Origin of the sequence: Pseudomonas sp. B21-012 (assembly GCF_024749305.1) — a bacterium.
Lineage (GTDB): Bacteria > Pseudomonadota > Gammaproteobacteria > Pseudomonadales > Pseudomonadaceae > Aquipseudomonas.
Genome location: NZ_CP087197.1, coordinates 5247878 through 5270521 on the forward strand (window position 1 = coordinate 5247878; position 22644 = coordinate 5270521).

Here is a 22644-nt window from a genome sequence, read left to right on the forward strand (position 1 = left end):
CAATTCAAAGCAATGGATCGCCACTGGCCCTGAACGGACTCTCAATTCTTATGCCTATCAGCATCTACTCACCTTCGAGCAGAAACCTCAAAAGCATCGACACCCAATTTGCCCTCCAGCAGGACGATTGGGACGACTACAGTTACAGAACCCTCTACCACCTGTACTACCGCCCGAGCGCCAGTAAACCGGACAAAGTTAAATACATCGGCGGTGTGAAAATTCTCAAGCGAGACCAAGAAACAGGCCCCCAGCTCATTCAGAAGCCTTTTACCCGTCTTGGTCGCGGATGGGTGTCAGTAGGCACATCACTTGATTACTACCAACGGCTGAATGAGATACCAATCAAGCACCGCGAAAAGATCATGTCTGCCTTGCAAGACGCCGTGGCGATCCCAGAACTGATCGAGGAGTTCCAGAATGAAACGGGATGGAAGACGTCGATCTTTCGAAACACGTCCAACTGGAATAAGTTTCTCTCCGACGCCCGTGTTCTCTACGAGGGGAATTTCAGCGCCCTGGTTGGAATGGAAGATTTTTCATTTCTCCCCAAAGGAGCCACCGAGTCCATTGATTTCAACTTTGAAGCCCCCGTCCCACCTGACTACTGTGGTTCATTTCGAAGAATCGGGCCTAGTCGCAAAAAGGTACTGCTGCCAGAGCGCATTGTTGTGTTGGTCGGACGCAATGGATCAGGCAAGAGCACTATCCTTTCGAGGCTAGCTCACTTGGCCTACGCCTCTCCTCAAGAGCGGAATAAGAAAGAACTTTTAGCAATGGGTGAGATTACGCCAGCGAGTATTGGTTTCATGCGAGTGGTCACCATATCCTACAGCGCGTTTGATAGCTTCGTCGTACCGGGACTGGCCGAAAAGGACTTGAACCAGATCGTTAAGGACATCGACAACGGTGACAGCCGCTTTGTGTTCTGCGGGCTTCGAGACATCGTTGGAGAGGTGAGTAAAGACTTGGCAAGAGCTGAGAGTAAGCCAGAAAGTGTCCGATCGAGGGTCTCGATGGATCGCCGGAGTTCCACTGAGCTTAAGCCTATTGACGCCCTTGCAAATGAGTTCATCAAACTCCTGAAGACCATCATAGAGAACAAGGATGAAAACCTGTTCAAAGCAGCGATTGAGCCGCTAATGACAGATCCGTCATTCCGGGATTTCACCGTTGAGCTTGATGAGCTTCTAAACAGTACCCGACTGGCGCGTAAATACTTCATGCAATGGAGTACCGGCCACAAAATCGCGTTGCACGTAATCGCATCATTGGTAGCTCATACCCGCCCACAATCCCTTGTGCTCTTTGACGAGCCGGAAACGCACCTGCATCCACCATTGATGGCGGCTCTGATGCATTCCGTACGTTTGATTTTGACCGAGGTGAACGCGTATTGCGTGGTTGCAACACATTCGCCTGTTCTTCTGCAAGAGACACTGGCCCGCCATGTCCGCTACGTCGAACGAAATGGTTCAACTCTAACGATTACTGCACCGACGCTCGAAACTTACGGGGAGAACATCGGCATCCTGACATATGACAGCTTCGGCCTGACGGCGGCCAGCACTGACTATCATGCCGCCCTAGATCTGCTGGCTGCAGAGTACGATACCCTCAAAGAGATCGACACCATATTTGAGTTCGGGCTCAGCGCTCAGGCTCGTGCCTATGTGTTGTCCAAGATGGCGAAACGCAGGCTGGCACGATGAGAAACCTCCCCCTCCCTCATCGCGAAACCTCCAGGGCAGATCTGATTGCATCCATCCGCCAGTACAACTATCGCGGCCCGCAAGGACATGCACTGTCTGAAATCGAAATATCAGAGCTGCTTGCCCTGTACGACCAATACGATGAAGACAGGGGGACAGCGAGCGAGTTGCTCAAAGGCTCCAACTTCCCTCAAACACTGATTGACGCACTGGACGCGGCCTATGAGAAAACCTACGAGACTCGATCGCTATACCCGCTGCGCGAACGACTCTTCAAGGGAATAGGCTTATGTCCTATCTGTGGAATTGGTCCGGTCTCCGAGCTCGATCACTTTCTCCCTCGCTCTCATTTCGCACCGCTCGCGATCTATGCTCGAAACCTCGTGCCGAGTTGCCACGATTGCAACCACATCAAACTTGCCGGTTTCGGGGGGCAAAGCGAAGAAGAGCTGGCATTTGTCCACGCCTATTTTGATGCACTGCCTGACTTCCAGTTTTTGGAGGCGCAAATAGACATCTCTGAAGGTGGGCTGGTTGCAACGTTCCAAGTGATACCAGAGGTTGCACTGGATGAAGGCATCAGTGATCGCCTTTCTAACCAAATGATTACGTTGAAACTCAACGAACGTTATGAAAAAGAATTGAACAACTACGTAATGTCCCACGCGACGGCGGTTCACCTTGAACACGCCAGAAAGGGTGAACGCGGCGTTAGGAAGCTTCTTCGCAACCAGGGAGCAATTGAGGCTGAAAGCTTCTACACCAACCACTGGCGACCTACCTTGTTGAGAGCGCTGGCAAACCACGACGAGTTCGTCGGCGGAGGTTTCGTGGAGATATTCAAGGTACCTCAGCGAATTCTAGATGAGCTCTTGGACGATTCTGACTGAGTGGCCAAGATCTGGGACGCACAGCGGTGAGCGTCCGGCAGACTCTCCTTCCGAACTTCAGCATTAAGGGCGGTGGTGTCCGCGTATTTTAAGCGGACTTGATCACCCTTATTCGCCAGGATTCCCATGCGCCAAAGCCCTTAATTACAGCCTGATACGCTGAGTAGCGCTGACGCGCTTCATGGACAATAAGGCTGTGTCTATCGACAACCTACCGGTCGAGAACCAGATACGGCCATGGGCACTCGTACGTTTGCGGGATCATTACGTTGCTGTAGACGGCCCGCGGCAATCATGAGCTCCGGTCGGCGCGCATGAATGGGCAGGATCAATATGCCTATCAAAAAGATGTGTTGAAGCGCCGACAGCGGGCCTGTGAGATCTGGTATTTGCCACCGCATCAAAGGATGCTGGCCTGAATTGCGCAAGGTGAGTTGAGCGGACGCTTACGGTCGTCCTACCCCAATTTGCTATTGGCGTTGACAGTTCGCATGGAGGCGGTGTATTTCTCGCGCGCGTACGCGCGTACTGGTACAAAAATCATCAAAGTTTCCACGCTGAAGGGCTCACGAAAATCATCCCTCCGTCTCAGAAACGCTTAGTCAATCGCTGAAGCCCGGTTCTGAAACTGAACCATGTCACGCTCCAGCTTCTCTTCGATAGCCAAGCGCACGAACTCTGATCGGTTGCCTTTCGCCAGGTGACCGCCGCCAAAGGGATAACCAATAAGCTCGTCAATGCTTTCCACTGTATCGCCCTCAACCGACACAATCAGTCGGATTTTTGGCTGATTCTTGAACAGACGATTCTTGCTCATCGCGTACTCCTCGATATGAACCTTTCACATTCCCCACAGCCGCATAATCCGAGATTGAGCGGCATCAGGGAAGACTCTGCTTTGCGCCGTTGCGCCGATGGTATTTGGCGCTGCGCCGTTGATGATTGGCGCACTGGCGCAAGCATCCTTATGCGCTGCGCTGATGCGCGGGGGGTTATAGGGGGTAGCGCGGCGCACTTTAAGCGCACGCAATCGGCACATTGTCGAGCTGATCTACCAGTGTCTCTGACAGCTCAACCAGCTCAAAGAGCTCACGGATTTTACGCTGGGGCGTCCTGTATTTGATGCGCCGTACGTGCCCGGTGCGGATCAACGCAGTAATGGCATTCGCCGCACGCTGACCGCCCGCCTTACCCCGGAAGATTCGGCTGTATTCTGGCAGTGATTGCAGCGCCTTCATTGCCGAGTGCGCGCCAGGGGTCAGGATGGCTGGCACCTTGATACCCGCGTCATTTGCTGCCGTAAAGACACGGATGATCTCAGCCTGGTCGAAGCTCTCAGTGGTTAGGCCATTACCTTGAGAACCCGCCTCAGGCACGGGAACGCCATCCACGAACAAAAAAGCCATAGGCTCAGCACGCGCGCTAAGGTTCGCCTTCTCATGTACGAGAAGAATGTGCCCATCCTGCTCCATAAGCGCCAAACGCGAGCGTGCGCTGTTGTGCCAGGCAGTCGAACCGCTGTAGTTGTTACCGCGTGCACCATCCTTGGCAGCGCTCTTATCGATATGCGCCAGCAGCACCACGGCAGCATTGTGCTTGCGGGCAATGTCGGCCAAACCACGCACAAACGCACGTACCATACGGCGGCTGTTTTCGTTCGCATCGAACGCATCAGAAGCGTTGTCGATCACGATCAACCCCGACCCATGAGCACCCGCTTCCAGCTCCCGGTATGCCTGGGTGAAAACGGGTTGCGCGCTGAAGCCATCTCCCTCTGTCATAAGAGCGGTGATGGTTTGCGTGCCGTCCAACAGGCGAAGGGAGGCAAGCACACGCTCTGCGGGCAGCCCGTACGCCTCAATGATACTGCGCAAGCGCAGACGCACGATGCTGGCTTCATCTTCCAAGCTAACGAACAGCACTGGGGATTGCTCGACTTCCTGACCTGCGAAGGGAAGACCGCATGCAACATGCGCGCTGATAGCCAATGCGAGGCTCGACTTACCGATACCGCCATGCCCCCCGAACAGAGTCACATGACGGAGAGGCATCAACGGTTTCACGGCATAGCGCACAACATCCGGGCTGGCGCTCATAACGTCGTCCAACTTCACCTCCAGCAACGCAAGGCGCGGCGGTGTTTCGGCGCTCCCGAGCTCTACCAGCTGACGAGCCAACTGGTCGACTCGTTCGTGTGCGAGTGCCAACCGTGCGGTGCTCTCTTTACTCAAGGCACCAGCCTTAGCCTCTGCCTTTGCAATCTCAATAATCAATGACTCAGAATCGCGTTCGCCTTCCAGCTTGAAGCGCCGGAACTTTTGCTGCTGGTCTTTGCTCATGTTCTCAGGAAACAGGTCTCGCGTAGCCAAGCCAACCGCGCCCAGTACGTCTTGGGTCTTGCAGCCGGCAAAACAGTGAACCAGTGCGCTGCCATCCCCGGCCCGCGACAGACTCAGGGATGGAGACTTGTCTTGATGTGCGGGGCATACAGCCATGAAGCTGTCGCCGTGCTGCTTGACGCCTTTCATACGCGAAAGCAGCACGCTGAGTGGTTCAACGTGGTTGTGAAGGGCGATTTTGTTCATGCTGCCTCCATGATCAGCCGATACAGAAGTGCTACAAACGTCAGCAGCACAGGCAGGCGGAGGGCGTACTCAAGGCCCGACAAGACGCCGATGAGGGTGATAAGCTGACCACGCGACGGGCTGCTCTGCTGGTATGGGGGGCGGCTCTTTTTCATTTAGAGCACCTCGCCGATGTACACACCACCAGCCATTGGGCTACCGAAGCAGCCCGTAGCGACGGGGTTGGCAAACAGCAGATACCAGCCGTTCAGACTGCCAGGCTTGTCACCGGGGACGTGGAAGCGATGGATATTGCCGTCTGGCACCGGCTGAAAATCAAGCGGACCATAGACGGCTTGCAGAGCAGCAAGAAACATCAGGAAGTGGTCGTTTTTCATTACGAACGGCCCTCCATACGATCATTTACCCATTGCTCAATTTCGTCGCTTGGCCAGCCCACGGCACGCGCACCGATGCGGCGAGCCTTGGGAAACTTGCCCTCGCTCATCAATTGGTAAATCCATGCGCGGCCGAAACCAGTAGAAGCTTTAACTTCTGGCAACCGCATGATGCGGCGGTTTTGTGGGGTAGTAATGGACATAGCCAAATCTCCTTTGCGCTCACTAGCGCTTGATGGAATGGCTATGGAAGATAAAGGCCGAAATTGTCGTCACCGGTTACGACAATTTCGGATATTTTCAGCGTGGCTTCTTTTTACTTTGTGACTTGGATAATCCATGCTCTCGTAAAGCACGCCTTACTATGGTTTCACTTTTCTGAGATTGAGCGACAAGGCTAGAAACTATGCTTTTTTTGTCTGAACTCTCGCTGTAGCCTGCGGTGCGAGCAGCTTCTGCTATGCGTTTGGCATCCCATTTGGTGCCATCATTACTTGGTCGTTTTGACTCTTTGGGCTGCTTAGCGATTCTGCTTTGATGCTGCGACAAAATGATGTCCTTGAACTCCGCCAAAACAAATAAAACCGAGCCTGATGTGAGATGCGCTGGTGTCGACTCTAGGTACTCCAGTATTTTTGAGTGAGCTAGTTCCACACTCGCTGCATAAGGTCGAGCAATTTCCTCAAACGATGCCAACCCCCATTTCAGCGGGTTCACTTCGTACTCTTCAACAAATGACCGCCAAGCTTTCCGTGCCGCATCGATTTCACTTTGGAGGTAGGGCGGAATGTCCGGCAAAGCAGAAATTTTTTCACGCGTCGGCCGAGCTTTCTCCATGCGTACCTGCTTTGTCATTTGCTAGCTCCTGGCGCTCAAGTGCGTTTGAAAATCAGCGGCGACGGCGTTGGGCGCGGCAGGATTTGAAATGAACTTAGCCCAATCGGCCATCAGCGCTCGACGCTTCTCGATGAAATCAGATCTCGAATAAGCACTTTCAGTCTGATCACGCTCATCGTGGGCAAGAGCCAACTCACAGACTTCACGTGGATATTGAGTACATTCACCTGACCAGTCCCGAAAGGAACTACGAAAACCATGACGGGTAATGTTGTCATGCCCCAGACCGTGTAAGAGAGTACGTATTGCGTTTGCATGCATAACCCCGCTCTTACCCTGACCTGCAAACAGATAGGGGCTACCTTCAACTCGTGGCAAGGCCTTGAGCAACTCAACAGCTTCCAGCGCCAAAGGAATGTCGAAGGCTTGCCGCATTTTCATGCGCTCGGCAGGCAACGACCACACGCCGGTCGTTAGATCGAATTCGTCCCATGCAGCAAATCGAATCATTTGCGAGCGTGCGCCTGTCAGGATCAGCAAGCGGGCCGCAATTGCGTCACGCACATCACTCTCTTTCAACTTGAACATCAAAGCCGGCACGTCTTTCCATTTCATCGCCGAAAAATGCTGACGTTTTCTCGCTTTTTTCTTTTCGGCCTTGCTCAGCAGGTTATCAAGATGCCCACGCCAACGTGCCGGGTTCTCGCCGATACGCAACCCCCGAGCCTTGGCGGCGTCTAACACTTGCTCAACTTGCCCTCGAACTTCGTCTGCGGTACGAGTTTTTAATGCCCAAATGGGTTGAAGCACCTTGAGTACATGCTCAAGGTCGACGGCGCCGACAGGTAGGTCGCCAATTACAGGGAACGCGTATAGCTCAAGCTTACGTAACCAACCCTTCCGCCACTTGGGCGACCAGTCCGCACCATGGGCGTCTCTGTACTCGACAGCGACCATTTCAAAGGTGCGCTTCTTAGCCTCCAGTTGACGCAGGACATCCTGTTGACGGTTGCGCTCTGCTTCACGGGCCGATAGCGGATCAACGCCTGACTTGCTTAATTTTCGCGCGTCAGCGGCCTTTTGGCGCGCATTCGCTAGGGTAGTCTCCGGATATCGTCCTAACCCCATCGTGCGAGCCTTTCCCGCGATCTTGAAGCGGAATACCCAACTGGTGCCTCCAGTCCGACTGATCTGAAAGTACAGCCCCTCGCCATCACCAGTCAGTCCCGGCGCCGCCGCCTTCACAAGGCTATCTACAGTTTTTACCGTCAGCTTTGGCATTCCGCCTCCCTACACGCTACCGACCCACACCCTGACCCACACTTATATCACTGGCTATCGACTGATATTAGTGGAGCTCACTGGAGTTATGATAGCCTGCAACCCCCATGTTTTCTATGAAAAACTGGAAATCGGCAGAAGTACGTAGATTCTATAAATGCCGGCCACAAGCCGGCTTTTTAATGCCTGAAACATTCCCCTGCGCACACCTGAGCTGCCAAGCCCACACTTCGAGCCGGGAAAACTCGACTACTTTTACTCGGTCGTAACCTGTTCTCACTGGAGTGGTCATGAAACTCATCGGCATGCTCGATTCCCCCTACGTGCGCCGCGTCGCGGTATCGCTGGAGCTGTACGGCATCAGCTTCGAACACCAGGCGCTGTCGGTGTTTCGCAATTTTGCCGAGTTCGCCGCGATCAATCCGGTGGTCAAGGCGCCGAGCCTGGTGCTGGACGACGGCACGCTGCTGATGGATTCGACGCTGATTCTGGATTACTTCGAAGCCCTGGCCGTACCCGCCAAAAAGTTATTGCCACAAGACCCGCTGGCCCGCGCCAGCGATTTGCAGGTGATCGGCCTGGCGCTGGCGGCCAGTGAGAAGTCGGTGCAGATCTACTACGAGCACAACCTGCGCCCGCAAGAGAAGCTGCACACGCCCTGGCTGGAGCGGGTGACCGGGCAGTTGCAGGCGGCGTACGCGCAGCTCGACGGCTTGCTCGCCGAACAGCCGAGCAAGTGCCCCAGCCTGCCCTTGAGCCAGGCAGAAATCACCACGGCAGTGGCCTGGTCGTTCACCCAGTACGTATGCGCCGAGGTGGTTGCGGCCAGCGACTATGCGCATGTGCAGCGTCTGGCGCAGAAGATCGAAGGGCATCCGGCGATGCTCAAGTACCCGATCGAATAGCGTCCGGCGCCAACCCCTCGCGCAGCATCTGCACGAAGGCATCCCGGGCTGGATGCCTTGCTGCCTGGGCATGCCAGTAGAAGGCGTTGCTGATGGCCTTGAGTTCGGCGAATTCATGGCCGCTCCAGCCGGCGCCCTTGCGGTATTGCTCGAAGATGCCCCTGGGCACCAGCGACACTCCGGCGCCAGCACTGACGCAACTGACGATGGCGCCATAGCTGGCAATGCCGACAATCGGCAGTTTTTGCCCCTGTTCGAGCATCCAGTGCTCCAGAGCCGCGCGGTATGGGCAACCTTCCGGCCACATGAAGATAGCCTTGCCCTGCAGGTCTTCAGCGCTGCGAATCGGCCCCAGCGATTCAGGCGCGATCAGCACCAGGTCTTCCTGGTACATGGGCGTGCGCTTGAGCAACGGCCGCTCGACCTCCACTGCGACAATCGCCCCGTCGAGGCGATGGTTGAGCACGTCATCGAGCAGTTGCGACCAGGTGCCCGTGCTCAATTCCAGTGATACCTGCGGGAAGCGCGCATGGCATTCGGCCAGTAACCGCGGAAGCCGGCCACTGGCCGAGGACTCGATGGCGCCGATACGCAGGCGCCCGCTGGGCATGGCTTGCGGGCTCAGGGCGGCCTTCGAGGCTTCGGCCAGGGCGAGCATCTGGGTGGCGTATTCAAGGAAGGTTTCGCCTGCCGGGCTGATCTTCAAACCGCGACCATGGCGAAAGAACAGCGCCACGCCCAGCTCTTGTTCAAGCGCCTTGATCCGCGCAGTGATGTTCGACGGCACGTAGTGCAACACCTCGGCCGCACGGGCGATGCTGCCGGTGTCGTAGACCGTCTTGAACATGCGAATCTGCATCAGCTCCATACATCACCCAAAGTGAACGATACGCTCAGTATAAGTCGATTGTGGTGAGCATAGGCCTTTCTGATACTGAAGCTCCCAGCCCCCCGGAGCCTCTTGCGATGCCACGCGCCCAATCCCTGAAAATCGTCCTGGCGACCCTGTTCGTGGTGCTGTGCTGGGCCTACTCACCCACGGGCATCCATATCGCCCTGCAAGGCTACGAACCGGGCCATCTGGCCTTGGCGCGGTTTATCGTGGCGTCGGTATTCATGGCCTTTGTCGCACTGTGGCGAGGGATCAGCCTGCCCCGGCTCAAGGACTTGCCGCTGTTGATGCTGCTCGGTTTTTTCGCAGTGTTTGCCCACCATGTGGCGATCAACTTCGGCCAGCGCGGGATCAGTGCCGGGGCATCCAGTGTGCTGGCGCAATCCACACCGTTGTTCAGCCTGTTGATCGGCTGTTTTGTTCTGCGTCAGAAGGCCAGCGCCTGGCACTGGGGCTGCCTGGTGCTGGGCATGCTTGGCGCGGCGATGGTGGTTGCCGGGGATCACGGGCCAGGCGCACTGAACGCCCACGGCCTGCTGGTGCTGTTGGCCGCGCTGTCGTGGAGTATCTACTTCACCCTGCAGAAACTTCATGGCCATCGGTACGACGGCCTGACCATGGTCTGCTACACCATCTGGGCCGGCACCGCCTTGCTGCTGGTGTATCTGCCGGGCCTGGCCGGCGCCGTGAAGGCCGCGCCACTGCAGGCAGACCTGGCGGTGTTGATGCTGGGCGTATTTCCCAGCGCCCTGGCCTACCTGGGCTGGGCCTTTGTACTGAGCCACACGCAGGTCAGCCGGGCAACCATGGCGCTGTACCTGATCCCGCCCTGCGCCATGCTGATCGCGGCCTCGCTGCTCGGCGAGCAGCCTTCGCTGATGGTGATAGTCGCAGCGGTGGTCGTGTTGATCAGTGTGCTGGCCTTGAACATTCCATCACGGCGGCGAATTCAACGGCCTGAACAGTTGCACCAATAGCCGGCCAAGTATGTAGAGCAGTGGTACCGCGAACAGCAGGCTGAACAGCACGATGTTCATCGCTTCACCGGCAATGACCTGCGGATCGCAACTGATCGGCCCGCTATTACCGCGCCCAAGGCGGATACACCCGGACTTGGGGTGGGCCGTCCAGTACGCCGCCGCGATGCACAAGCCGACCATCACTGAAAGCAGCAGCATCACTACGTGATCGCTGCCGCTTATCTGCAACCGTTGCCAGCGTTCTCTCACGCGCAGCTTCAGCATGCCGCGCTCTGAATCACGTCCTTGTTCATGCTCAACTCCTTTGCGTAACGGCGCACCGTCAGGCCGCCTCGGCAAATTTCACCTTGAAGTAATCCAGCAGGGTTTTGCCCCGGTAAAAAACCTCGCGTACCTCGGCACTTTCTTTGAGCAGCGCCTCACTGGGGAGCGCATGCTGATCCGCCGGCAAGGGCCGGGACCACTCCTGCACCGCTTTGGGGAACAGGGCCCTGGGGCGATTGTTGACCCAGTTGGAGATATGGCACGGCAAGGTCCAGCCACCGAACGCCTGGACGAACAGAAAGCCAAACACGTACTGCAGCCACGGGAAATTCTCGCGATAGCCGAGGCGCGCCATGTGGAAAAACGCCACCGTGCCCTCTTCGAATTCTTCTGACGGTGGCGCCGGCAAGGCTGCCGGGCCCTCTTCCATGTAGGCGCGAATCGCCTCCCATTCGGCCACCGCTGCGCGCAGGCTGCCGCAGGCCACAGTCAGCCAGAGGACATTACCGCTGGCGGCGTCACGCAGACCGATCATCAGTTTGAACTCGGGCAGCACCGCGTACTCGGTGACCAGTTTGCCGGCCGAGACACAGGCGATGACCTCTTCCCAGGGCACATAATGGGGGGCTGCACCCTTCTTCGGCACCATCGCCACTTCGCGTCGCTGGCGGTTGAAGCGGATCGGCGGCTGAACTCTGAGCTCGCGTACGGTCTTGCAGAAAATGAACACGTACATCAGCGCCAACGCGCCGATAAAGCCCCAGATCGGCGGCGAGGCGAGAAAGTCGAGAACACCCGACCAGAACGGCTCGTACTTGCGCCGCGCCCAGCCCGCGAGCAGCGCCGTCATCACAAAGCTGGTGATCACGCCCATGACCGCGGCAATGCCGCAGCGCGCCATGAACTCGAAGTTGCCCCGGCCGATGCCGAAGTCCAGGTAGACCTCGTTGGCATCACGGTGCAGGAGCTGGTAGCTATAGGCCTCGACACCCGTGGGCAAGGGTTTGGGCGACAGGTAGACGATCTCGGTGCCAGAGACTTGCTCGAAGTCTCCGGCATGGGGCAGGCGTTGGTACTTACTGTCAGGCATGAAAACGGTCCGAGTCCTTTCGACAAGGAAGGCACGCCAAGACGCGCTTCCTATGAATAACGCCGCACAGTATCGCGCAAATAGTCATCCAGCTGTTGCGTATCACCGCGCAGCCGCGGCAAGGCTGGTGAAGTTTCTGCGCGCAGCAGCTCACTGTCGATGAACTGCTGCAGCACTACCCGGCGCGGCCCGTAATCGGCCTCGACCGCCTGGCGCTTGATGCGCAGCAATTCATCGATCTCGGCAAGCATCTGAGGCTCGCTCAAGGTGCCTGCCAAGAGGTCGGCAAAGGCCGTCGGCGGCATGCCCAGGCCCAGGTCGATCCAGCGCACCGCCAACAGCGAACGCAGCACGTAAAGGTACTTCTTGAAGCGCACCTGCTCGCCCTGGAGAAAGTCGCGGTGGTTCTTTTTCGCCATCGACAAGTAGTGATGCCGCGCCGCCCGGGCGCTGTAGAAGTTCAGCGCCAGCGCCCGCAGCGACTCGACCGCACCGGGCTCGGCGCGATACACCAGCGGCGAGCCGAGCCATTCGAGCAGGGTCGGGTTGGAGTTGCGCAGCAGCTTCAGGGTCTTGCGCAGCTCCCAACCGCTGATGTCCAGCTCGTCGGTCAGCGGCCGTTCGATCACGTCGCGCGGCTCGTCGACACACAGCTACCAGTCCTGGCGCGGGACGTAGATGAAGCGCACGTCGAAATCACTGTCGGTGGAGGCAAAGCCCCAGGCACGGCTGCCGGATTCGCAGGCGTAGAGCACGCGCACATCGTGTTCAAGCTCGACCCGGCGCAATTCTTCAAGCACCCACTCGCGCATGGCCCCCGGCAGTGGGTGACGGTCTTCCTTGTTCATGGTGTATTCCTTTCTATCCCTTTACGCACACCACCTGACGCAGGGTGTGCACTACTTCCACCAGTTCGCGCTGGGCCTGCATCACCGCGTCGATGTCCTTGTAGGCCATGGGGATCTCGTCGATCACGTCCTTGTCCTTGCGGCATTCGACATGGGCAGTGGCGCGGCGCTGATCCTCAACGGTGAACGCCTGCTTGGCCCGGGTACGGCTCATCACCCGCCCGGCGCCATGGCTGCAGGAGCAGAACGCCTCTTCGTTGCCCAGGCCACGAACGATGAAACTCTTGGCGCCCATGGAGCCGGGAATGATCCCCAGCTCGCCCTTTTGCGCCGACACTGCGCCCTTGCGGGTGACCAGCACGTCGTGGCCAAAGTGATGCTCGCGCTGCACATAGTTGTGGTGGCAGTTGACCGCTTCGAGGTTGGCCTCAAAGGGTTTGCCGAGCACCTTGCGTGTAGCGGCGATCACCGCGTGCATCATCAGCGCACGGTTCTGCCGGGCGAAATCCTGAGCCCACTCCACCGCCTCGACGTAGTCGGCAAAGTGCCGGCTGCCTTCTTCGAAATAGGCCAGGTTGCGGTCCGACAGGTTGGCGATGTGCTGGCGCATGTCGGCCTGGGCCAGTTCAATGAACAGGTTGCCGATGGCATTGCCGACCCCGCGTGAACCGCTGTGCAACATGAACCAGACGCGGTTGGCTTCATCCAGGCAAACCTCGATGAAATGATTGCCGCCGCCGAGGGTGCCCAGGTGCTGGCGGTTGTTGGTTTTCTCAAGCTTCGGGTACTTGTCGGTGATCGCCTTGAAGCGCGCCGCCAAGTCATGCCAGGCACGGTCGGCCATGGCCGGCACGCTGTCCCAGGCGCCCTGGTCACGGCGGCCGAAGGTCTTGCCGTGGGGCACAGCCTTTTCGATCGCCGAGCGCAGGCCGTGCAGGTTGTCCGGCAGGTCGCTGGCGCTCAGCGAGGTGCGCGCGGCAATCATGCCGCAGCCGATGTCGACGCCAACCGCCGCCGGGATGATCGCGCCCAGGGTCGGGATCACGCTGCCGATGGTCGAGCCCTTGCCCAGGTGCACATCGGGCATCACCGCCAGGTGCTTGAAGATGAACGGCATCTTCGCGGTGTTCAGCAGTTGCTCACGGGCGCCCTCGTCCACCGGGACGCCGTCGGTCCAGAGCTTGATCGGCTTGCCGCCGGCCACTTCGAGTATGTTCATGTCGGTACTTCCATTTTTATCTGTTGCTGCCGGGCTGCTTGAGCCCGGCAACGCTCATCCGGCCTTGATGCTGACCAGTCCATTCAACACCTGATCCAGGCCGCCGAACACCGAAATCCGGTCGATGCGCTCGGCCACCCGCTCCAGGGTCTCCAGTTCCTTCAGGCGCAGGGCCGTCGGGTTGTCTTCCATGACTTTGGCGGTGTTGAGCAGCGATCGGGTCGCCGAGGTCTCTTCACGGCGGCGGATGACGTTGGCTTGCGCCGCTTTCTCTGCCTCCACCACCTGCGCCAGCAGGGTTTTCATCTCGCCTGGGAGGATGATGTCGCGTACCCCCAGGCCGCTGACTTCGATGCCGCTGCCAGCGAGTTTTTCCTGCAGGTACTGGCTGACCGAATCGTCGATCAACTGCTTGTTTTCCAACAGCTCATCGAGGGTGCGGGTACCCACCGCCGCCCGCAGGCCGAACTGCACCTCGCGGTACAGATGCTCCAGCGGTTTGCTCAACTGCGCGAACGCACCGAGCACATCGCTGTAGCGCCAGTTGGCCGCAAGATTCAGGCGCAGGCTGACCTTGTCGCGGGTGAGAATTTCCTGCCCGCTGATTTCCATGGCCTGGATCCGCATGTCGACCAACTCGACACTCACCTGACGGTTGAAGCGCCAGAAGCCGTACTGCCCGGCACCCAGCAACTCTTCCACCACGCCATCGACCTTCAACACACCGACATGGAACGCCGGCACCGCCGCCAGCAACACCGCATCCAGCCCGGCCAGGCTGCGACCGCGCAGTTTAGGCTGGTTGAGCTGGGCTACCAGGGCGCTATCCAGGCGATAGGTCTGGCTCAGGTCGATGCGCTGCAGGGTCTGCGCGCTCTGGCCCTTCCAGTACAGCTGGCGACTGCCCGGAGCCAGCAATTCGACCAGGGCACCGTCCTCAAAACGCAGGCCGGCTTCGTTTTCCGCCAGGTCCATGCGCTCGAAATACTGCTCGACCAAGGCCGGCTCGCTCTGACGCAGGTAGCCCGCCAGGCGATGTTCGAACAGCGAAGTATTGAGGCTGAAGGTTTCTACCGTCAGCCGGTTGTGCAGGTCGAAACGCTTGTGCACGCCAGGTTCGAGGATCGACACAAAGTCGCCTTCGCAGAACAGCAGGCCGCGTTCGTTCTTTTTCACGATAAAGCGTTTCAACAGTTTCATCTTGGTCATCCTGTGCAATTAAGTCCTTGGTGCCGGTGTTGCCAAAGCGCCGAGCGTTGCGGGCGTGGCCCGGAGGAGGCAGTTGCCGGGACATCCTGTCCACTGACCGCATCCTGCGGTGCGGCAACTGCCTTGCTCCGGGCCCGGCCGGCAAGCCGGGCAAATCGGCGGTGGGCGTGTGCGCTCCGTGCGCACCTTGCAGCCTTTCCCTGGCTACGCCCCACCGGCGGGTACAACATTCGAATACCTTGGAGGGTATGTAAGGTTCGAGTCAGGCCTCGAGACCAGCGTCTCCGTGAGGAGCCACGCTATCGACTGCTCGTTGCGGCGGCGGCATGCACGACACCTACACCAGGGGTGGGCTCGTGCACCGGCGGGGACATAAACCCCGTCCCGTTGGCCAGCTTGGCGATGCGGTCGGGGAAGATATTGCGAGGGGCGTGCCAGGTTTTGAATAAGGTCCAAAATTAACTCTTATCATATTGATTTATAAGGTTTTTATTTTTACCAACAAAAAACCATGAGTTTTCTCAGCCCACACCAGACAAGATTTTTATATATTATGAGATACACATTTATCTCTTGAGCTAAACAGCAATGAGCAAGCGCAGCGTCGCCATCGGCTTTCTCGGCACCACCCTGGATCGCAACGGCAAAGGCGCGGCGCGCTGGCAGCGCTGGCGGCCGACCATCAGCCTGTGCCAGCAGGCACAAACCCCCATCGACCGCCTGGAGCTGATCCACGGCACCAGCGCTCGCGACCTGGGCCTGGCCGAGCGCATTCGCGAAGATATCCAGAGCATCTCGCCGCACACCGAGGTGCGTTTGCAGCCGATGGTTCTGCGTAACCCCTGGGACTTCGAGGAGGTCTATGGCGCGCTGCACGACTTTTCCAGCGCCTACCCCTTCGATACCGAGCACGAGGACTACCTGGTGCATATCACCACCGGTACCCACGTGGCGCAGATCTGCTGGTTCCTGCTGACCGAGGCGCGCTACCTGCCGGCGCGGCTGATCCAGACCTCGCCAGCGCGCGGCAAGGAAGACATCGCCGACCCGGCCGGCACCAGCACGCTGATTGACCTCGACCTGTCGCGCTATGACCACATCGCATCGCGCTTTCAGCGCGAGCAGGCCGACAGCCTGAATTTTCTCAAGGCCGGCATCGCCACCCGCAACGCCGCCTTCAACCGCTCCATCGAGCAGATCGAGCGGGTGGCGCTGCGCTCACGGGCACCGATGCTGCTGGTCGGCCCGACCGGCGCTGGCAAGTCGTTCCTGGCCCGGCGCATCTATGAGCTCAAGCGCGGCCGCCATCAGCTGGAGGGACGCTTCGTTGAAGTGAACTGCGCCACCCTGCGCGGCGACGGCGCCATGTCGACACTGTTTGGCCATAGCAAAGGCGCCTTCACCGGCGCCCAGAACGCCCGCGAAGGTCTACTGCGCGCCGCCGATGGCGGCATGTTGTTCCTTGATGAAATCGGCGAACTGGGTGCTGATGAACAAGCCATGCTGCTCAAGGCCATCGAAGAAAAACGCTTCTTCCCGCTGGGCTCGGACCGTGAGGTAGAGAGCGACTTCCAGCTGATCGCCGGCACCCACCGCGACCTGCGCAGCCGGGTCGCCGAAGGGCTGTTTCGCGAAGACCTGTACGCGCGCATCAACCTCTGGACCTTCGCCCTGCCAGGCCTGGCAGGGCGCCGCGAAGACATCGAGCCGAACATCGATTTCGAACTGCAGCGCCATGCCCGCGAACAGAACCGCCAGGTGCGCTTCAACCTCGAAGCCAAGCGCCGCTACCTGGCCTTTGCCAACTCGCCGCAAGCGCGCTGGGCCGGTAACTTTCGCGAGCTGTCGGCGTCGATCACGCGCATGGCCACCCTCGCCGACAGCGGCCGTATCGACGAGCCGCTGGTACTCGAAGAAATCGAGCGCCTGCAACACGCCTGGGGCCTGGAGCAAGGTGCCGACCCACTCGACGGCTTGCTCGGCGACCGGGCCCTTGACCAGTTCGACCGTCTGCAACTGCAGGCGGTACTCAAGGTGTGCGGCAACGCCCGCACACTGTCCGAGGCCGGGCGCCAGTTGTTCGATGTCTCGCGCCTGGAAAAAGAAAAGCCCAATGACGCCGACCGTTTGCGCAAATACCTGGCACGCTTTGGCCTGGACTGGAATCAACTCAAGGGCTGAACAGGGTGCTAGAATCCGCGCCCTCTTCGGCCGCACCTGGCCGAGCACTACCGAAAAAGGACTCTCGGCCATGTCATTGCTGACAGCGACCCGCCTGCACCTCTGCTCCTTCGGCCTGCTGGCCGGCCTCAGCCTCACCGCAACCACTGCTTTCGCCGACGAGGCCACCGACCAGGCCCTGCACAAAGGCCGCTGGCAAGGCATGGCCGCCATGGCCAACCTGTACCTCAACAACGCCACCCCGGCCGAGTTCATGGATGCCGGTGACAAAGAGAAGAGCGAGCACGACAACTATGCCGGCGCCCTGGCCTTCTACCTGACCGCCGCCCGCCTCGACCCGAAGAACGCCTTCGCCGCGTACCAGGCCGCTGCCGCGCTGTCGTCCATGGACAGCCCGGAACTGGCCGCGCAATACCTCGACGAGGCCCGCGAGCGCGGCTTCTGGCAAGCGGTGATCCTCAAGGAAGACGACGAACTGGAGCCGATGAAAAACGACCCGGCCTACCAGAAGCTGCTGCAAGCGGCCGAGAAGAACTACCCGACCCAGGCCAAGGACGCCGGCCTCGCCGCCTTCAGCATCCCTGAAGGCAAGGCCCCGGCTGGCGGCTGGCCGGTGGTGGTGTGGCTGGCAGGCTTTGGCACCGAAGGCGTCAAGGGCACCAACATGCGCGCCGACCTGGTCGGCGACAAGGCCGTGCTGGTGGCCCTGAACGGTACCCTCAAGCGCGACGAGCATCAGTTCATGTGGCAGCAGCAGTCGGTCGAGCCGACCGAACAAGCGGTGGCCGCAGCGCTGAAGAAGCTGGAAAAAGACACCCGCATCGACCGCTCGAAAGTCGCCCTGATCGGCTTCTCCCAGGGTGCCGAACACGCCGCCCACCTGATCGCCCAGTACCCGCAGAACTACCGCGGCGCGGTGCTGCTGTCGCCGGGCGGCTTCAAGATGCCGTTCACCGTGCAGAAGGCCAAGGACAAGCGCCTGGTCGTGGTCCACGGCGCCCAGGAGCATGAAAGCAACCTGCAACTGACTGCCACCACCGAAAAAGCCTTCGCCAGCAACAACAAGGTGCAGAGCCACGAACACCCTGAAGGCCACACCTTCCAGGACGACTGGCGCAAGGCCTACCCAGGCTACCTGGACTACGCCCTGGGCCTTTGAGTGCGCGCCAGGCAGCCCCGGAAAGCACCTGAGAAATAATCTGTTCGAGAAAATTTACAGCCCCGCACACAGCTACTAAGGTGAATGCAGAGGAATGAACCGCGACTGATTCAAGGCAGTCGCATCGTGCTGAGCGGGGGCGGTTGCACGCCCCCGGGTTTGCCTCTGTTAAGGGGCGGGAAGACGACTTCATGGGGCGCCGCAAGCCAACCCTGAGTCGTCCCCGCCTCTACTTTTTTCTGCCCTACTTCAAGCCCAGCTGGTTGCGCAAAAACTCGTGCAGGCCGGCCGCGCTTTTCTTGTAGCCATCAGCCGTCAGGTGCACCAGATCACCACGGGCCAGGCCCGACGCCTGCCAGCCGACAATCGAGCACTGCCCGCCCATGTACGCCTGCCAGTCCCAGAACAGCGCATTGGCCTGCTTGGCCGCCTGGCGCTGGATGCGGATCACCTGGGCCAGTTGCTGCGGCTGGCGCGCACTGCAGCTACGAGCCTTGCGCTGCTTGATCGAGTCCGGCGGGCCGACCAGCAATATCACCGCGCGCGGCAGATCCTGGCGCAGGCGCTTGAGGGTGTTGCGCAGTTGCGTCTGGTACAGGCCAAGATCGAGGGTGTCATCGAAGGCTTCATTGGTGCCGTAGGCGAGAATCACCAGGTCGGGGCGCAGGGTCTTGAGGTTGTCCTGCCAGCCGGCCTGCCATTTGTCCTGCACTTCCAGGCGCGCGCCATTGATGCCCAGCGCCGAGTAGATCACCCCGGCATTCTTCTGGCCCTGGATATACCAGCCACCCAGCAGCGTGCCGGGGCGGTTGCTGACGCTCAGGTCCAGCGGCAGAGCCAGGTTGCTGACTTGCGGGCCGAAGCGCCACTGCCCGCCGGTGGCCGCCAGCAGGCGCTGGTTGCGCCCACGGCCATCGCGCAGCACCAGGGTGCTGTTTTCCCGCGCCTGGTACAGCGCCTGCACCCGATAGCGTTGCGCCGTAGGCTCGCGGGCTTCGATGCGCACGCTGGGGTTGGCCGCCATCGGCACCGACAGGTAACCGCCAAGCGGGAATTGCGTGCTCTGCTGGTTGCGCGCCGACACCAGCTCCCACTGGCGCTTGGCGGTTTTCAGGATCACCTGGTCGTAGCGGGTGCCGGGCACCGGCGTGGCGGCAATCAGGCCGATACCGCCATCGCCATAACGCGCCTGCAGCAGGCGGCGCATCTCGCCGCTGAAGAGGTCGGCAGCGGTGTGCGAATCGCCGAACTGGATGATGTTGACCGGTGCGCGGTTGGCGTTTTTGAACTTGCCCGCCAGTACCGCCAGGTTGCCGTCGACGCGGCTGGCCGGGGCCTTGGCCGCCGTATTGGCAGGCTTGGCCGAGGTGTTGACCGCCGCCACCGGGCTACAGCCCGGCAACGCGCAGATCAGCAGGGCCAACCCCAGAATGTTGTGCAGTCGAGGCATCAGTGTCCCGTTACAGTGAGGCCGGGAAAGGCGATCAACGAGAGAATCCGTTCCGAGATCAGCTTCTGTCCGGTGGTAGTGAAATGGATGCCGTCATCGACCCGGGTCTTGATCCGTTTGCCCTGAGCGTTCTGCAAGGTATAGGAGAAACTGTCGTCGTTGTAACCCAGGACCGGGTTGGCCGAAACGTAATGCTGCTGATACAGGCCGGTCTGTTGCTCGTACAGCCCGCTCAGGTAAGCCATGGCCGTAGACAGCTTGGGCTTTTGCATGTTCGGCGGCCCGACCCAGATCACCTGCACATTGTGCTCACGGGCCTGGTCGAGGATCGAGTCGATACGCTGGCGATAGGTGACTTCCCACTCCGGCGACTTGAAGCGCAAAAACGGCTTGCCCTTGCCCTGGGGCATGTCCCAGGGGTCGTTGGGGCCGAGGAAGATCACCATCAGGCGGATGTTCGGCTCGCTTTCCAGGGTCTTGGCCACGGTCTGCGGCCAGTTGAAGAAACCGGGATAGGCAAGGCCGGTGCTCTGCTTGCTGAGGTTGACGCTCTTGATCTGGTAACGCTTGCGCAGGCTGTTGGCCAGGTGCGGAGCGACGCCCTGCATCAGTGAGTCGCCGACCAGGAAGACTTCGTCACCCGCCGCCAGGGACACCACGGTGCCGGCTTGCAAAGGTGCCTGGGCAACTTGCGCTGCGGGTTGCGGCACTGGCGTAGCCACTGTTGCCGGCACAGGCGCAGACGTTGTCGCAACCTTGACTGGCACCGGGTGAGCCGCAACCGGCGGCTTGTCCAGGTGCACCGGGACCACAGGAATCGGCGCTGGCAGCTCCACGGTGTCGTTGGTCTCAACCTTGGCCACCAGCACCTGCTCGCTACGTTTTTCCAGGCTGTCGATAAAGCTGTCGCGAGCATCGCCCAGGGCATGAGTGAGGTTACCGCCCATGCGCCAGGCCGGGCTCTGGCCAAGTACCGGCAGCTCGCAGCTCTGGTGATACTTCTGCTGGCAATACAGGCTGATCGAATCCTGGTTCAGCCAGAACAGCAACAGCGTGGTGATGACAACGGCGTAGAAAGCCTTGGCCGCGCCCAGTTGCGACGACAGCAAACGACCGGCATTAGAAGCTTGCATAGATGAACCCCGGTACGCCCGATTGCGAAGCAAAAATGACCAAGGAAATGAACAACCCCAGCGGTATTGGATACAGCTGCCAGGGCAAGCGCGTGGTGGTAGCAAAGAACTGGCGCAGCAGCACCAGCAACTGCGGGTAGACGGCGACATACAACACGCTCGCCAGCAACAGCAGGCCGGTACTGGAGAACAATCCATCCAGGCTCAAGCCGCCGATACCGGCGAGCATGTCCATGGCTTCATCAAGGCTGGCGCTACGGAAGAAGATCCAGGCGAAGGCCACGTAGTGGAAGGTCAGCAGGCGCGCCGCCAGGCCGGCGCCCGGCCAGCGCATCGGCTGCGGCAGGATGTAGGTCGAAGCCTTGTACAGCGCCAGGCCAATACCATGCAGCGCCCCCCAGATGATGAAGTTGATGCTCGCCCCGTGCCACAGGCCGGAAATCAGCATCGCCAGCAGCATGTTCAGGTTGCCGCGCCACACCCCCTGGCGATTGCCGCCCAGCGGAATGTAGACATAGTCGCGAATGAACAGCGACAGGCTGATGTGCCAGCGGCCCCAGAACTCCTTGAGGTTGTGCGCGGCATAAGGCGCATTGAAGTTGTCGGGCAGGCGAAAGCCCAGCAGCAAGGCAATGCCGGTGACCAGGTTGGTGTAACCGCTGAAGTTGAAATAAATCAGAAAGCTGTAGCCATACACGCTCAGCAGTATCTGCTCGGGCGAATAGCTGCCCGGCGTCTCGAACACCGGGTCAACCCACTCACTGGCCAGCCAGGCACTGCAGAAGAACAGCTTGACCACCGCCAGGGCAATCAACCCCAGGGCCCGTTGCGGCTCCAGCACTTCACGGATAGTACTCGTGCGAATCTGCGGCAGCATGTGGCTGGCGCGGTTGACCGGGCCGGCGATCAGACTGGGGAAGAACGCCAGGTACAGGGCCAGGTCGAACGGCGAAGCCGAGGGCATCTCGCGGCGGTTGATCGACACCAGGTAGCTGACCGAGTGAAAGGCGTAGAACGACAGGCCGATCGGCACCAGCACTTCCAGCACCGGCAGCGACACGTCCAGCCCGGCACTGGCCAGGGCGCCCTGCACGCCGCCGACAAAGAACTCCTGGTACTTGAACAGGTAGAAACAGCCCAGCACCAGCAGCAACACCAACAAATAGCTGAAGCGCCGCCCGGGATAACGCTCACCGACCAGGCCGAGCAGATACACCAGGGCGCTGTAGCCCAGCAGGATGTACAGGGAGTTGAAGCTGAAACTGGCCACCAGGCCGTAACTGGCGGCCAGCAGCAGGACGTTCTGCAAGCGAACGCTCCAGCACAGGCTCCAGTAAACGATGAAAAACAGTGTGAAGCAGAGGCCGAACTCGATCGAAAGGAAGCTCACAACGTAGTCCATTACGTGACAACAGAAATAGGAGGCGTTACCGCCGCAGAGCCGCGGGGCAAAGCGGGCGCGATTATGGCAGAGAGCCACAAGCCCTCACAATGCGAGCCCTGTAGAAAAATCAAGACTTCACCGTCGGCCTTTGTGCAACAGAATGCGACGAAAGATCGACCCTATCGATTTGCTCCCCCCGCCCCGCTCTGCTAGTGTCGCGCCGTTTATACTGCCACCGAGACAGCCGC

The 22644-nt window shown here is 59.6% G+C and carries 21 protein-coding genes and 2 pseudogenes; 7 read left to right on the forward strand and 16 right to left on the reverse strand.

What is annotated here, in order from left to right:
* Positions 1-50 precede the first annotated feature (50 nt).
* The 3 genes and pseudogenes from LOY37_RS24045 to LOY37_RS24055 form a co-directional block, all read left to right on the forward strand.
* Positions 51-1712: an AAA family ATPase gene (locus tag LOY37_RS24045; protein ID WP_258715878.1), complete on the forward strand. Its 1662-nt coding sequence runs from the start codon at positions 51-53 to the stop codon at positions 1710-1712.
* The gene (locus LOY37_RS24050; RefSeq protein ID WP_258715879.1) at positions 1709-2602 is read left to right on the forward strand and encodes an HNH endonuclease; all 894 of its coding nucleotides are present in this window, start codon (positions 1709-1711) and stop codon (positions 2600-2602) included. Before LOY37_RS24045 ends, LOY37_RS24050 begins: the two co-directional genes overlap by 4 nt.
* Positions 2603-2720: 118 nt before the next feature.
* Positions 2721-3021: pseudogene (locus LOY37_RS24055) on the forward strand (transposase); the annotation flags it as partial.
* A 179-nt stretch (positions 3022-3200) separates the two neighbouring features.
* Here LOY37_RS24055 and LOY37_RS24060 read toward each other — a convergent pair.
* From LOY37_RS24060 to LOY37_RS24090, 7 genes are all read right to left on the reverse strand, one after another.
* Positions 3201-3419 carry a ribbon-helix-helix domain-containing protein gene (locus LOY37_RS24060; RefSeq protein WP_258715880.1) on the reverse strand — a complete coding sequence of 73 codons (219 nt, stop codon included), beginning with the start codon at positions 3417-3419 and terminating at the stop codon, positions 3201-3203.
* A 199-nt stretch (positions 3420-3618) separates the two neighbouring features.
* Positions 3619-5187 carry an AAA family ATPase gene (locus tag LOY37_RS24065; RefSeq protein ID WP_258715881.1) on the reverse strand — a complete coding sequence of 523 codons (1569 nt, stop codon included), beginning with the start codon at positions 5185-5187 and terminating at the stop codon, positions 3619-3621.
* Positions 5184-5342 (reverse strand): hypothetical protein, encoded by a 159-nt coding sequence (locus tag LOY37_RS24070; RefSeq protein WP_258715882.1) that lies wholly within the window; start codon positions 5340-5342, stop codon positions 5184-5186. The genes LOY37_RS24065 and LOY37_RS24070 overlap by 4 nt, the downstream gene beginning before the upstream one ends.
* A complete protein-coding gene (locus LOY37_RS24075) occupies positions 5343-5564 on the reverse strand; it encodes a hypothetical protein (protein ID WP_309475537.1) in 222 nt (73 codons plus the stop codon).
* A complete protein-coding gene (locus LOY37_RS24080; RefSeq protein ID WP_258715883.1) occupies positions 5564-5767 on the reverse strand; it encodes an AlpA family transcriptional regulator in 204 nt (67 codons plus the stop codon). Before LOY37_RS24080 ends, LOY37_RS24075 begins: the two co-directional genes overlap by 1 nt.
* 97 nt (positions 5768-5864) lie before the next feature.
* Positions 5865-6419, reverse strand: a complete 555-nt coding sequence (locus LOY37_RS24085; RefSeq protein ID WP_258715884.1) for a hypothetical protein — start codon at positions 6417-6419, stop codon at positions 5865-5867.
* A 3-nt stretch (positions 6420-6422) separates the two neighbouring features.
* Positions 6423-7682: a phage integrase central domain-containing protein gene (locus LOY37_RS24090; protein ID WP_258715885.1), complete on the reverse strand. Its 1260-nt coding sequence runs from the start codon at positions 7680-7682 to the stop codon at positions 6423-6425.
* A gap of 290 nt (positions 7683-7972) precedes the next feature.
* Here LOY37_RS24090 and LOY37_RS24095 point away from each other — a divergent pair, with 290 nt between their 5' ends.
* Positions 7973-8587, forward strand: a complete 615-nt coding sequence (locus LOY37_RS24095; protein WP_258715886.1) for a glutathione S-transferase family protein — start codon at positions 7973-7975, stop codon at positions 8585-8587.
* On the opposite strand, the gene LOY37_RS24100 is transcribed toward LOY37_RS24095, so the two are convergent.
* On the reverse strand, positions 8568-9455 hold the full coding sequence (locus LOY37_RS24100) for a LysR family transcriptional regulator (RefSeq protein ID WP_258715887.1): 888 nt from the start codon (positions 9453-9455) through the stop codon (positions 8568-8570). The genes LOY37_RS24095 and LOY37_RS24100 overlap by 20 nt on opposite strands.
* A gap of 98 nt (positions 9456-9553) precedes the next feature.
* Here LOY37_RS24100 and LOY37_RS24105 point away from each other — a divergent pair, with 98 nt between their 5' ends.
* On the forward strand, positions 9554-10456 hold the full coding sequence (locus LOY37_RS24105; protein ID WP_195885123.1) for a DMT family transporter: 903 nt from the start codon (positions 9554-9556) through the stop codon (positions 10454-10456).
* On the opposite strand, the gene LOY37_RS24110 is transcribed toward LOY37_RS24105, so the two are convergent.
* The 5 genes and pseudogenes from LOY37_RS24110 to LOY37_RS24130 all read right to left on the reverse strand — a co-directional run bounded on the left by LOY37_RS24110 (position 10415) and on the right by LOY37_RS24130 (position 15080).
* Positions 10415-10723: a hypothetical protein gene (locus LOY37_RS24110; RefSeq protein ID WP_258715888.1), complete on the reverse strand. Its 309-nt coding sequence runs from the start codon at positions 10721-10723 to the stop codon at positions 10415-10417. The genes LOY37_RS24105 and LOY37_RS24110 overlap by 42 nt on opposite strands.
* A 58-nt stretch (positions 10724-10781) precedes the next feature.
* Positions 10782-11813 (reverse strand): hypothetical protein, encoded by a 1032-nt coding sequence (locus LOY37_RS24115; protein ID WP_093379088.1) that lies wholly within the window; start codon positions 11811-11813, stop codon positions 10782-10784.
* A 50-nt stretch (positions 11814-11863) separates the two neighbouring features.
* Positions 11864-12661 (reverse strand): annotated as a pseudogene (locus LOY37_RS24120) (nucleotidyltransferase domain-containing protein).
* A gap of 13 nt (positions 12662-12674) precedes the next feature.
* Entirely contained in the window at positions 12675-13880 is a 1206-nt protein-coding gene (locus LOY37_RS24125; RefSeq protein WP_258715889.1) for an RtcB family protein, read from the reverse strand.
* Positions 13881-13934: 54 nt separating this feature from the next.
* Complete coding sequence (locus LOY37_RS24130) at positions 13935-15080, reverse strand: slipin family protein (RefSeq protein WP_093387259.1); 1146 nt, start codon at positions 15078-15080, stop codon at positions 13935-13937.
* A 597-nt stretch (positions 15081-15677) separates the two neighbouring features.
* On the opposite strand from LOY37_RS24130, the gene rtcR reads away from it, so the two are divergent.
* Positions 15678-17270: an RNA repair transcriptional activator RtcR gene (rtcR, locus tag LOY37_RS24135; protein WP_258715890.1), complete on the forward strand. Its 1593-nt coding sequence runs from the start codon at positions 15678-15680 to the stop codon at positions 17268-17270.
* Between the two features lie 70 nt (positions 17271-17340).
* A complete protein-coding gene (locus LOY37_RS24140; protein ID WP_258715891.1) occupies positions 17341-18429 on the forward strand; it encodes an alpha/beta hydrolase in 1089 nt (362 codons plus the stop codon).
* 244 nt (positions 18430-18673) lie between these two features.
* On the opposite strand, the gene LOY37_RS24145 is transcribed toward LOY37_RS24140, so the two are convergent.
* From LOY37_RS24145 to LOY37_RS24155, 3 genes are read right to left on the reverse strand one after another with little or no spacing between them, the layout of a single operon-like run.
* Entirely contained in the window at positions 18674-19879 is a 1206-nt protein-coding gene (locus tag LOY37_RS24145) for an SGNH/GDSL hydrolase family protein (RefSeq protein ID WP_093379073.1), read from the reverse strand.
* A complete protein-coding gene (locus LOY37_RS24150; protein ID WP_258715892.1) occupies positions 19879-21012 on the reverse strand; it encodes a DUF459 domain-containing protein in 1134 nt (377 codons plus the stop codon). Before LOY37_RS24150 ends, LOY37_RS24145 begins: the two co-directional genes overlap by 1 nt.
* Complete coding sequence (locus LOY37_RS24155) at positions 20999-22402, reverse strand: MBOAT family protein (protein WP_045199950.1); 1404 nt, start codon at positions 22400-22402, stop codon at positions 20999-21001. The genes LOY37_RS24150 and LOY37_RS24155 overlap by 14 nt, the downstream gene beginning before the upstream one ends.
* Positions 22403-22644: the final 242 nt, after the last annotated feature.